At 61.6% G+C, this 12,736-nt stretch carries 9 protein-coding genes; 5 read left to right on the forward strand and 4 right to left on the reverse strand.

What is annotated here, in order from left to right:
* Window positions 1-58 precede the first annotated feature (58 nt).
* Window positions 59-2,923 (forward strand): phosphoenolpyruvate carboxylase, encoded by a 2,865-nt coding sequence (gene ppc / locus AC07OO_RS10430; protein WP_495082038.1) that lies wholly within the window; start codon window positions 59-61, stop codon window positions 2,921-2,923.
* 43 nt (window positions 2,924-2,966) lie between these two features.
* Here ppc and AC07OO_RS10435 read toward each other — a convergent pair whose 3' ends face one another.
* Both AC07OO_RS10435 and AC07OO_RS10440 read right to left on the reverse strand, forming a co-directional pair.
* Window positions 2,967-3,719: a LytR/AlgR family response regulator transcription factor gene (locus AC07OO_RS10435; protein WP_495082039.1), complete on the reverse strand. Its 753-nt coding sequence runs from the start codon at window positions 3,717-3,719 to the stop codon at window positions 2,967-2,969.
* Entirely contained in the window at window positions 3,716-4,768 is a 1,053-nt protein-coding gene (locus tag AC07OO_RS10440; protein WP_495082040.1) for a sensor histidine kinase, read from the reverse strand. The genes AC07OO_RS10435 and AC07OO_RS10440 overlap by 4 nt, the downstream gene beginning before the upstream one ends.
* 38 nt (window positions 4,769-4,806) lie before the next feature.
* Between AC07OO_RS10440 and argH the strand changes: the two genes are divergently transcribed.
* Window positions 4,807-6,258, forward strand: a complete 1,452-nt coding sequence (gene argH, locus AC07OO_RS10445) for an argininosuccinate lyase (RefSeq protein WP_495082041.1) — start codon at window positions 4,807-4,809, stop codon at window positions 6,256-6,258.
* Window positions 6,259-6,285: 27 nt separating this feature from the next.
* Window positions 6,286-6,750: a hypothetical protein gene (locus AC07OO_RS10450; RefSeq protein ID WP_495082042.1), complete on the forward strand. Its 465-nt coding sequence runs from the start codon at window positions 6,286-6,288 to the stop codon at window positions 6,748-6,750.
* 96 nt (window positions 6,751-6,846) lie between these two features.
* Here AC07OO_RS10450 and AC07OO_RS10455 read toward each other — a convergent pair whose 3' ends face one another.
* Complete coding sequence (locus AC07OO_RS10455) at window positions 6,847-7,911, reverse strand: aldo/keto reductase (protein ID WP_495082043.1); 1,065 nt, start codon at window positions 7,909-7,911, stop codon at window positions 6,847-6,849.
* 232 nt (window positions 7,912-8,143) lie between these two features.
* On the opposite strand from AC07OO_RS10455, the gene AC07OO_RS10460 reads away from it, so the two are divergent.
* Window positions 8,144-9,454, forward strand: coding sequence for a hypothetical protein (locus AC07OO_RS10460; protein ID WP_495082044.1), 1,311 nt, complete (start codon window positions 8,144-8,146; stop codon window positions 9,452-9,454).
* Between the two features lie 12 nt (window positions 9,455-9,466).
* On the opposite strand, the gene AC07OO_RS10465 is transcribed toward AC07OO_RS10460, so the two are convergent.
* Window positions 9,467-10,183 carry an MBL fold metallo-hydrolase gene (locus AC07OO_RS10465; protein WP_495082045.1) on the reverse strand — a complete coding sequence of 239 codons (717 nt, stop codon included), beginning with the start codon at window positions 10,181-10,183 and terminating at the stop codon, window positions 9,467-9,469.
* A 105-nt stretch (window positions 10,184-10,288) separates the two neighbouring features.
* Here AC07OO_RS10465 and AC07OO_RS10470 point away from each other — a divergent pair, with 105 nt between their 5' ends.
* Complete coding sequence (locus tag AC07OO_RS10470) at window positions 10,289-12,718, forward strand: alkaline phosphatase family protein (RefSeq protein WP_495082046.1); 2,430 nt, start codon at window positions 10,289-10,291, stop codon at window positions 12,716-12,718.
* Window positions 12,719-12,736 lie beyond the last annotated feature (18 nt).

Genomic DNA, 12,736 nt, shown 5'->3' on the forward strand with positions numbered 1-12,736 from the left:
CTGTGCGTCGTAACCCATTTGTAATCTATTGCGAGTGGGCAATGCTAGCATGGGCCTCATGAAAAATGTATCCGCCCCAGCCCCCAACAAGCGCGCCAAAGACAACGAACGCCCCCTGGTCGAAGACATACGCCTACTGGGCCGGATACTGGGCGACGAGATCCGCGAACAGGAAGGCGACGCGGCATTTGAACTGATCGAAAAAATACGCACCCTGTCGGTCGCATTCCGCCGCGACGCCGACCAGGAAGCCGACAAGGCCTTGAAGAAGCTGCTCAAGGGCCTGAGCGGCGACCAGACAGTGAGCGTGATACGCGCCTTCACCTACTTTTCGCACCTCGCCAATCTGGCCGAGGATCGCCACCATATCCGCCGCCGCGCCGTCCACGAGCGCGCCGGTGACACGCAAGAAGGCAGCGTAGAGGTAGCCATGTCGCGCCTGCGTTGGGCCGGCATTGCACCCAAGACCATTTCCAACATGCTGGCGCAAAGCTATGTGTCGCCGGTGCTGACCGCCCACCCGACCGAAGTGCAGCGCAAGAGCATTTTGGATGCTGAGCGTGGCATTGCCCGCCTGCTCAGCGAGCGGGACGAAATCAAAATGCGCGGCGCTTTTTTTGAGAGCAAAAAAGATGCTCTCACCGCCCGCGAACTGGCCAACAACGAGGCGCAAATACGCGCTCGGGTGATGCAGCTCTGGCAGACGCGGTTGCTGCGCTTCAACAAGCTCACCGTGGCCGATGAAATCGAGAATGCGCTCAGCTACTACGAATCCACCTTTTTGCGCGAGATCCCCAAACTCTATGCCAATCTGGAACAGTTGCTGGGCAACAACCAGCCGGTGCACAGCTTCTTGCGCATGGGCCAATGGATTGGCGGCGACCGCGATGGCAACCCCAACGTCAGTGCACAGACGCTGGATTACGCGCTGCGCCGCCAGGCGGAAGTGGTGTTGCGCCATTACCTGACCGAAGTGCACTACTTGGGTGGCGAATTGTCGGTTTCGGCAATGCTCAACGAATGTACGCCAGACATGCGGGCCTTGGCCGAAAGTTCGCCGGACCAGAACGTGCACCGCATGGACGAACCCTACCGCCGCGCACTGACCGGCGTTTACGCCCGCCTGGCCGCGACCCTGCGCGAACTCACCGGAACCGAGGCCGCACGCCATGCCATCGCGCCGCAGAATCCGTACTCACGGTCCCAGGAATTTGCCACCGAATTGCGAACCATTGAAACCTCGCTGAAAGCGAACCATGGCTCGGCACTGGTGGCGGAGCGCCTGCATCCGCTGATACGGGCGGTCGAGGTCTTTGGTTTTCATTTGGCAACGGTGGACCTGCGCCAAAGCTCGGACAAGCACGAAGAGGTCGTCGCCGAACTGCTGGCCACCGCCCGCATCGAGACCAACTATTCCGACCTGGACGAGGTCGCCAAGCGCAGCCTGCTGATGGGCCTGTTGGGTGATGCCCGCTCCCTGCAAGTGCACGGCATCAGCTATTCCGCCCACACGCAAAGTGAACTGGCGATATTCTCCGCCGCCAAACTCATGCGTGAGCGCTTCGGCACCGATGCGATCCGCCACTACATCATCAGCCATACCGAATCGGTCAGCGACTTGCTGGAAGTGCTGCTGTTGCAAAAGGAAGTGGGCCTGATGCGTGGCGTGCTGAACGGCAACAGTAGCGCGCGCCCGTCGGCTGCGCCCGATCCGCTAAGCCCGGTCTGTGACCTGATCGTCGTCCCGTTGTTCGAGACCATTGAAGACCTGCGCAATGCCGCCCCCATCATGCGCGAGTTCTACGCCCTGCCAGGCATCGCGGCGCTGGTGCAGCGCAGCGGTGGCGAGCAGGACATCATGCTGGGCTACTCCGACAGCAACAAGGACGGCGGCATCTTCACCAGCAACTGGGAGCTGTACCGGGCCGAGATTGCACTGGTGGAGCTGTTTGATGAATTGACCAAAACGACACCCATCCGCTTGCGCATGTTCCACGGCCGCGGCGGCACCGTCGGCCGCGGCGGCGGCCCCAGCTACGAGGCAATTCTGGCTCAGCCCCCCGGCACAGTACGCGGCCAGATTCGCCTGACCGAGCAGGGTGAGGTGATTGGCTCCAAATATGCCAATCCCGAAATCGGCCGGCGCAATTTGGAAACCCTGGTGGCCGCTACGCTGGAGGCCACACTGCTCCAACCCACCAAATCCGCCACCCAGGCCTTTCTGGATGCCGCGGCCGAGCTGTCGCGCAACAGCATGACGGCCTACCGATCGCTGGTGTACGAAACCCCCGGCTTCACCGAGTATTTCTTCAGCGCCACGCCGTTACGCGAAATTGCGGAATTGAATATTGGCTCGCGCCCGGCTTCGCGCAAGGCCTCGCAACGCATCGAAGACCTGCGCGCCATTCCATGGGGCTTCAGCTGGGGGCAATGCCGTTTGACGTTGCCAGGTTGGTACGGCTTTGGCTCGGCGGTGCAAGCCTTCATCTCATCGGGCACTCCTGCCGAGCAGAAGGAGCGCACCGCCCTGCTGCAGAAGATGTACCGCCAGTGGCCGTTCTTCAAGACCTTGCTATCCAACATGGACATGGTGATGGCCAAGAGCGATCTGGCCCTGGCCTCGCGCTACTCGGAGCTGGTGGCCGATGCGCGACTGCGCAAGAAGATCTTCACGGCGATTGAGGCCGAGTGGCACAGCACGGCCCAGGCACTAGCCACCATCACCGGTGACAAGAATCGTTTGGCGAATAACGCGGCGTTGCAGCGCTCGATTCGCCATCGGTTTCCGTACATTGATCCTTTACACCATTTGCAGGTGGAGCTGGTGCGGCGTTACCGGGCGGGGCAGGCGGATGAGAGGGTGCAGCGGGGGATTCATATTTCTATCAACGGGATTGCTGCGGGGTTGCGGAATACCGGCTAGTTAGGGTCCTGGTTGGGAGGAGTGGGAGCTGGAAGTTCGGAAGCTAGCGCGAAACCAGTTCCCGCACCGCGGCAAGTTGGCGCCGCGACACAGCCAGCAGTTCATCAATACCGTTGAGCCGCACTGCCCACCCCTCCCCCTCTTCCGCATCAAAGTGCTTCTCCAGCGCCCGCACCGCACTCCGGGCAATCAATGCGTTGCGGTGTATGCGTACAAAATCAGCGCGGTGCTTTTCTTCCAGCTCGTTGAGCGAGCCGTCCAGGATGTAACTGCGGCTGGCCGTGCGTACGGTCACATACTTCAGCTCGGCCTTGAAGTACAGAATCTGCTGCAGGGGCACGCGCTCGGTTCGGCCACGCTCCTGAATGATCAGTACATCGGCTTTGGTCGATCTGGCCTCTAGCCCTCGTCGGGCCTGCATCAAACGCTCTACTTTTTGTAGCGCTTGTTGGAGCCGCTCCAGACGAACCGGTTTGGTCAGGTAATCGGAGGCCTCCAATTCAAAGGCTTCCACTGCATGCTCGGCATGGGCCGTCACAAAGATCAGCGCTGGGGGCTGCGGCAATGATTGCAATGAACGCGCCAAAGTCAAACCGTCGGAGCCGGGCATGTGGATGTCCACCAAGGCCACGTCAACCTCCTGGTGTTGCAGCAGCGCCATGGCCTGCACCGCATTGGCCGCCTCGCCCACGCAATGCACCGCGGGGCTCTTGCAATCGGACAACAGCGTGCGCATGCGCGCCCGCGCCAGGCTCTCGTCGTCCACCACCAGGGCTTTGAGCACGCCATCGCTCATAGCGGCACCTCGATGCGCACCTGGTAGACACCGTCCTTGAGGCCGCTCTTGAACTGCCCCAGCACGTCGTGCAGCAAAGCCAGGCGCTCGCGCACATTGCGCAAGGCCAGCCCTTGGCCCTGCTCGCCCTGGCCGTTGGGAACGGTATTGGTCACTTTGATCACCACAATGGAACCCCTGCGTTGGGTGGATATGCGCACATCGGCACCGGAAGCACTGGGCTCCACACCGTGGCGCACCGCATTTTCCACCAAGGGCTGCAACAGCAGGGGCGGCAATTGGGCTTCGTCCGCTGCTGGATCCAACGACCACTGCACACGCAGGCGGTCGCCAAAACGCACCTGCTCAATGTCCAGGTAGCGCTGGGCCAGCTGGATTTCCAGCGCCAGACGCACCGGTTCACCGGAATCCTTCAAGGCTTCGCGGAAGAGGTCGCTCAAGTCCTCCAGCAAGGCCTCCGCCTTGGCGGGCTCGGCGCGCACCAGCGCAATCGCGCTGTTCAGCGTGTTGAACAGAAAATGGGGACGGATGCGGGACTGCAATTCGGCCAATCGCGCCGACGTGTCAGCCGGCATACGGCCCTTGCTGCGCATGACGAGGGCAGCTACCAGAATGCCCGACAACAACAGGCCGGCAAACGCGCTGGCAATCCAGGGCGGCCCTGGCAACAAGCCCGACCAGGCCAGCATCGAACAGCCATACAAACCGGCAGCCCCACCCATGGCGACTGCAAGCGTGTACTGCAGCAGCGGCTGCAAACGTGCGAGTACACGCTTGCTCACGCAGGCCAATAGCAGCCAGACCAATGTCGCCGGAAGTGCCGCGCCCGTAACCATCGCCAATCGGACGACCCAGTCCTCCACATTGAACGAAAAAAAGCCAACACCGACCCCGGCGCACACCTCCACAAACAGCACCGCCCGCAGCACCACACCGGTTTGGCAGGCATCAAACACCGAAGAGGCCTCCACGGGCCTCGCACCAGGGGCCGGCGCATCCGCGGCCGCAGCCGCTTCGTGGAACGCCGATAATATTTGGGTGTCTTTCATGAATCCGGATTTTGACTCCATTACCCGCCCTGCCCACCATGTCCAAAAACCAACTCGATAAAAAGTCCCAGGCGTGGTCCGCGCTGTTCTCCGAACCCATGAGCGATCTGGTCAAACGTTACACCTCCAGCGTGTTCTTTGACAAGCGCATGTGGCAGGCCGACATCACCGGCAGCTTGGCCCACGCCGAGATGCTGGAAGCCCAGGGCATCATCAGCGCGGAAGACCACGCCGCCATCCAGCGTGGCATGGCGCAGATCACCGGCGATATCGAATCCGGCAACTTCGAATGGAAGCTGGACCTGGAAGACGTACACCTGAACATCGAGGCCCGCCTGACCCAGCTGGTGGGCGATGCCGGCAAGCGCCTGCACACCGGCCGCAGCCGCAACGACCAGGTCGCCACCGATGTGCGCCTGTGGCTGCGTAGTGAAATCGACCTGATTGGCGAACTGCTGGTGGACCTGCAAAAGTCTTTGGTGGATGTGGCCGACAAGAATGTCGACGTCATCCTGCCCGGCTTTACCCACCTGCAAGTAGCCCAGCCGGTCAGCTTTGGCCACCACATGCTGGCCTACGTGGAAATGTTTTCCCGAGATGCCGAGCGCTTTGCGGAAGTGCGCCGCCGCACCAACCGCCTGCCCCTGGGCGCCGCAGCCCTGGCTGGCACCAGCTACCCGCTGGACCGCGAACGCGTGGCCCGCACGCTGGGCATGGTCGATGAAAAGGGCAATCCCCAGGTCTGCCAGAACAGCCTGGATGCGGTCAGCGACCGCGACTTTGCGATTGAATTCACCGCTGCTGCAACCCTGTGCATGGTGCACATCAGCCGCATGAGCGAGGAGCTGATTCTGTGGATGAGCCAGAACTTCGGCTTCATCAAGATCGCCGACCGCTTCACCACCGGCAGCTCCATCATGCCGCAGAAGAAAAACCCCGACGTGCCCGAGCTGGCGCGCGGCAAGACCGGCCGTGTGGTCGGACACCTGATGGGCCTGATCACGCTGATGAAGGGCCAGCCCCTGGCTTACAACAAGGACAACCAGGAAGACAAGGAACCGCTGTTCGACACCGTAGACACCTTGAAAGACACGCTGCGCATCTTCTCCGAGATGGTCGGCGGCCAACTGAACCCGGCCACCGGCCTCAAGGAAGGCGGCATCACCGTCAACCCCGTGCCGATGGAACAGGCCGCGCTGAAAGGCTATGCCACCGCCACCGACCTGGCCGACTACCTTGTCAAGAAGGGCCTGCCCTTCCGCGATGCGCATGAGATCGTGGCCCACGCCGTCAAGGCAGCCACCAGCCACCAAGTGGACCTGTCCGAATTGCCTTTGGCCGTACTGCAAGAATTCAACCCGACGATTGAGAAAGACGTGTACGAATGCCTAAGTTTGCGCGGCTCGCTGAACGCCCGCAAGACTCTGGGTGGCACGGCCCCCGCGCAGGTGCAGCTGCAGATTGCACGGCACCGGGCGCGCTTGGCGTAGTCAGGCCCCATCCAACGACGAAGCGGCATGTCACGCGAAGGTGGTCTCATGCGGCAAGCTTTCAAGCGCGTCCTTGCGCCCGCAGTTGCACAGCTTGGCTTTGTCGCGAACGGCTCCGTCTATCGACGCAGTGCTGAAGCGTTGGACCTTCTGGACGTCCAGTACTGGAAGTATGGGGGGGAATTCATCCTCGAGTTCGGACGGCGCCAGCGCGGCGACCTGCTGACGAGCTGGGGAGAGACTGTGCCAGAAGAGAAGATCAAGGTGACGCATCTGTCCCCACTTCGCCGGGGACGCCTGGAGCAACGTGGCCCCTTGACCGGTGACCACTTGCGGGGTTTTTCGTTTGCCGGCTTCGGCGAAGACCGCCAGAAGTATGAATCCCTTGCGAATCAAGTTGTTTCTCTGCTACCGCAGGTAGACGATTGGCTCCGGTCGGGCACTATGGGATCTCATATTCATACACTTGGAACGCGAGAAAAGCAGGACTAACGTCTACCGCGCTAATCGACACGGGCGTCCGACAGCACCTGCCATCGTCAATTCAGCCACATGCCGAGCACTATGTGTTTGGCGCGTGTCACAGACCTAGCAGGCCGGGTCCCGCATCTCCAGACGGATGGCATCGATAGCCGCCAGCACTTCGGGGCTTAGCGTGGTGCCAAAGGCCCGCATATCTTCATCCAGTTGCGCCAGCGTGGTCACGCCGATGATGGTGCTGGCCACCTGCCACTTGGTGTAACAGAAGGCCAAAGCCATCTGCGTGGGAGTCAGGCCGTGGGCCTGTGCAAGCGCGTTGTAGCGGCGCGCCGCAACCAAAGATTCCGGGCGACCCCAGCGCTGTTTGCGCACCGACTCGTAGCGGGCGATGCGCGCGTCCTTCGGTGCGTTGGGTCCATCAATGCCACTGGCATCGTATTTGCCGGTCAACAAGCCAAAGGCCAGTGGTGAATAGGCTAACAGTGACACACCCAATCGGTGCATGGTTTCGTCCAGACCATTTTCCAGCCCCCGGCTGACCAGGTTGTAAACGTTTTGCACCGTGGCCACACGCGGTAGGTTGTGCTGAGCGGCCAAGTGCACCATTTCATGCACGCCATACGGCGTCTCATTGGACAGGCCCACGGCACGCACCTTGCCGGCCTTGACCAGTTGACCCAAGGCGTCGAGTTGCGCATGCAAACTGGTCACCACGCGGTCATCGGCAGGCTTGTAGTACATGGAACCGAACATCGGCACCGCGCGGTTGGGCCAGTGGATTTGGTAGAGGTCGATCACATCGGTCTTGAGCCGGCGCAGGCTGTCATCGCACGCGGCAATGATGTCTTCGCCCGACAGGTCGGCCTTGCCGCCCCGCACCCATGGCATGCCGCGTGATGGCCCGGCCACCTTGGTGGCGATGACCAGTTTTTGGCGCAGCCCCGGGCGGGCTGCAAGCCAATTGCCAATGATTTTCTCGGTGGCGTTGTAGGTCTCGGCACGGGGTGGAACGGCGTACATTTCGGCCGTGTCCAGAAAGTTGACGCCCAGTGCAACCGCGCGGTCCATGATGGCGTGGGCGCCGGGTTCGTCGACCTGTTCGCCAAAGGTCATCGTGCCCAGGCAGACCGGGGTGACATACAGATCGCTGCGGCCCAGTTGAATGGTTTTCATCAAGTGAATCAGAAGATGGAAAGAAAGGGTTGAATCCAGGCTCGGCTGCAATGCTGGGCTTGGCGGCACGCCAGTTTAGCCAGGCTCATGCAAACTCGCTGTCGCCTATCGTGCAGAATACAAAAATGTGGGCGATGCCCACCGCCGACCCGCGCAGAACCGGGCGCGCCACAACGAATGCATCTGTAAGCCCAGCCACACCGGCTGATCATCAAAAGGGGAGATCGACAACATGTACCTTCTTGCGAGATTTCGTTTAACACTGGCTGTCGTACTGGCACTGGCCAGCACAGCTGCTCTGGCCCAGGCTTCGGCGCAGGCTGCGGCCACAACCGCGACCAGCCCCTGCGGTGGTAAACCGCTGGTCACCTATACCTTGGGGCCCAAGTCAGATATCGACACGCTCTACCCGGTCATACAGACCGCATCCGAATCCGCCTACGACCGCTCCATGGCCGTGGCCAGCAGCATACTGCTCTACCTGCAAAACTCGCTGCACCGCGACCTGATCAACGATGCCTGCAGCCTCAAGGTCGTGCCCCAAGGCGCCAAGGGTTACCAGGTCAGCTTCTACTCCAGCGCTCCCCAGGCCAGTGCCTATGGTGCAACCCAGAGTGCATGGTTGCAAAAAGCAGCCCTGGGGCTCAAGGGCATCAAGGCCTGCCAGGCCAGCAAAGACCCGGCCTGCTGGGAACCCACCGGGGCCAACATGACTTGCGCCGGACCCTGGCAGTTCTACCTGCCGCTGGGCCTGCCCATGCTGTCGCAAAAGATAGTGATGCTGCTGCACTACCCACCCTATTCGGCCATGCAGCAGTCCGATTACCTGAATAACGCGACGCTGAATCGCTGGCAGCGGCTGCTGACCACGGTGGGCGTGGCATCCGCGGATTGGACGCTGTACACCACGACGGTGGACATTTTCCCCATTGCCGCCCCGGGCAGCGGCGAGACTGGCTGCTTCCCCACCGCCAATGCCATGCGCTTCTTTGGCGCCCAAGGCTCGGCCTATATTCCGACGATGCTGCAAAACCTGGTCAGCCCTGCTGGCTCGGCCGATGCGCAGAGCACAGTGACACGCCCCGTCATCGTGTTCGGCTCGGAAGCCATTGGTTACTGGAACGCTGCCTACCCCAATACACCCACTGCTGTGCTCAAGGCTGGTCGCGCCCCGCTATCGCCCGCCACGCCCCAGAAGCTGACGGCCTACATGGGTGCCAACCACCCCATTGCAGCGGTCTACCAAAGCTGCACGTCCACGCCGGGCATAGTCACGATGGCAGCGCAAGATCTGGCCACAGCATGCTTTGCCAAGACCATGGGCGACAAGCAGGATGGTGATCCGGTGGCCGTGGCCGCAGCCTGCTGGGGTGCTTACGACAACCCCAAGCCGGAATCGGAGCAGGCCGCCCAGTTGTGCACGACCGCCGTCATCGACAAGAGCCCGCAGTTCGCGCCGTGGAACAAGCCACAGGCCATGGCCTGGTGCGCGCAGCACAACAACCAGGTCTGCCCGCTACCGGACTACAACGCCAAGCCCTGACAGCCGAGGCTGTTAGATGCCAAACACCTGGCTGAAGCGGGCCTGAAACGCCTCTTTGGCCGTATCGCGCAACGGCACACCGTGGCCGCACAACGCGTGGCGGAATGGCAGTGCCTGCAGGCGCAGAAAATCCTGCGCCTGGGGCTCGTTGACCTTCATCCACACCGGACCGATGTTGGCGCTTTGGAAGAAGCCCATCTCGGTCATCATCTTGCGCGATCCGTCGGAGAAGAAGGCATCCGGCCCCACCCAGTTTTGCAGGGCATCGCAAGCCACCAGAATGCCGCCTTCCCGGTCTATACGCACAATGGCCTCGGGCAATTTGGTACCCTCAAACACAAACGCGCTGGCACCCGTGAATGGCATCTCACCACCGGGCGCCAGCAGCTTGTCCGCGGTCAAGCCATGCTCGTGCGGCATGCCAGCCGGCGCCCACAGCGTGGCGCCGTAGCGGTCCTTGTAAAAAGCATCATCCAGCCCATGCAGAGCGCCGATCTTGACTATGTGTTTGACGGTTCCCAGTGCATCCAATTGGGCCAGGCCCGCAGCGTCCAGCCGCACGGTATTGATCAGCGTCAGCGCGGTGCCATCGCGCACGATGCTCATGTTGCGGCTGAAGTGCCAATGCGCGCCCATCAAGACCGTCTGCATGGTCCCGGTGACGAAGAACACATCGGGAAAGACTTGCTGGATGGCTCCGTGCGGCAAGGCGGGGGCAAAGTCTGGCATTTTGGATTCTCCCTGGGGTCGAAAAAAAACACATGGGACCCGGAAAACTCTACCATACTGTGCACAATTTTCCGTGTCTATTGACGCACCAGGGAGACAGTCGGCATGAGCACAACAGCAACACCCATGGATGACTATGTCATCAGCCGCGACAGCCATAGCGATGCCTATGGGCTTTGGCAACTAGACTTGGACTCCGCGCAGCTGCTGCGCCCCATTCCCCTAGGCCCCAAGGCCCTGTTCGACCGCACCCACACCATCGCCCCCATCGGACGCTACCTGCTGGAGTGGGGGCCCATGACGCTGAAGGAATACCAACCCTGCTTCCCCTACCGGCTGTTTGCGTTCGACCCCACGCTGGACAACCCGCTGATGGCACCCGCGTTGCAAAAAGGCCTGTGGACCAAGGCCAAATTTTGGAGCTACCGCGCCGATTTCGGCAACCCCAACGGAGCCAAGGAAAGCTACGACTCGGGTGAGCAGTTGATGCTCTTGCCGCTGGGTGGCTTCATGCTCAACGTCATACCCACAATGGGTAGGGGCACCTTCCAGCTGTGGAACTTCGACCCCAACCCCGCGCAACTCAACCCCAACAGCCCGCAGAGCATTGACCCCCTGCCCCTGCCCTTCACGCCGCAGGGCTCCTTCGACTCCATCGACTTCGACCACGAGTTGCTGCCCATGGGCGACTATGTGCTGGACCGGCTGGCCGACACCGGCGAGTACTGGCTGTGGAGCTTCGATCCCCAGGCCATCATGCCGCTGGGCCTGCCGGCGCTGCAGCAGGGCTATTGGAAGCACATTGGCCCCGAGCACAAGCTGACCCCCATGGGCGACTACGTGCTGGACTGGGTACCCACCAGCGGCCAATACCGCCTGTGGAAATTCGACCCCACGTCGGCCGATCCGCTGGTCGGCCCGGTGCGCGAGGGCACACTGCCGCCCGGCTTTGACGCCACAACCACGCTGACCCTGGTGCAGCAACCGCGCTCGATCAACCCGGCCCAGGCCCAGGTGCCGGGCACCATGGACTTCATGCGGGACAAGATCAAGCACGTGGTCTACCTCATGCTGGAGAACCGCAGCTTCGACCATGTCTGCGGCTGGCTGTATGGCAAGGGCGACACCGGCATCAACTTCATCGGCAGTGACGCACCCTTCGATGGCGCCAGCACCGAGATGTACAACATTGACCCCTGCGGTGGCCCCGACCATAAGACCCCCACCAAGGTCATGCTGAGCCAGTACCAGGGCGGCCAGCTCAGCGAACAATGGGACTTGGACTTTTTGCCCAACGACCCCTTCCACGACAAATCTGATGTGCTGCGCCAGATGTTCTGGGGACAGAAAGACGGCTACCTGAAACGCGAAAAACCGGGCATGGCCGGTTTTGTGTGGAACAACGGTGTGCACGAGGTCATGCAGACCTATGCGCCCAAGCAGTTGCCCATCCTCAATGGCCTGGGCCGCAACTTCGCGATATCCGATGCCTGGTACTGCTCCATGCCCAGCGCCACCGACCCCAACCGCGCCTTCGCCTTCACCGGTTCGGCCTTGGCGCAGTTGAACAACTTCCAGAACGGCACGACCTACCAGTACTGGCCCACCAACCCGCACCGCCAGTCGATCTGGAAGGTGCTGTGGAGCAATGGCTTTACCGACTGGAAGCTGTACCACTCGGTGGAGTGGATGAACTTCGTCCACACTTACCATCTGTACCTGCAAGGCACCATTCCCTCGGTAGACAACGCCATCGCTGCGGACCCCACGACCTTCTTGCAAACGGTAGACCAATTCAAGAAAGACGCGCTGGCCGGCACGCTGCCCGCCTTCAGTTTTTTGGAGCCGATCTGGATTGCGATGACCGGCACCACGTCCTACCATCCCGGTGCGGACCCGCTGGCTGGCGAGATTGCGCTCAATGAGATTTACGACGCGATACGCAACAGCCCCAAGTGGAAAGAGACGCTGTTCATCATCACCTTCGACGAGCACGGTGGCATCTTCGACCACGCGCCGCCGCCCTATGCCGTCAATCCTTGGCCCAATGATGCCAACGACGGCTTCCAGTACGACCTTATGGGTGTGCGTGTACCCACCATTCTGGTCTCGCCGTGGATCCAGGAGCAAACCGTGTTCCGCTCCACCACCCCCACCGCGTATGACTCCACGTCCATCCTGGCCACGCTATTGCATTGGGCCGGTGTGCCGCAGTCGCGCTGGTGCATGGGGGCTCGCGTGCAAAATGCCCCCACCTTCGAGGGCGTGCTGCAGCGGGATACCCCTCGCGCCACCTCGCCCAAACTGGAGCGCAGCTACGACAAGTCCTACCCGCAAACCGGCACCGCCAACCCGGCACCGGCCCGCCTCAATGACCTGCACACGCTGATGACGCCGCGCATCATCGCGGCCATGGCCAAGGGCAAGCTCAGTGACGACGAGCTGCAGCGCGTCACCGAAAGGGTGCTGCGCGAGGCGCATGACGCACCCAGTCTGCACAAGCAGTTGGAGCGCCTGGCCAAGCAACTGGCCTAGAGCGCCACGCCCCCATGT

Source organism: Rhodoferax sp. GW821-FHT07G04, assembly GCF_059418585.1.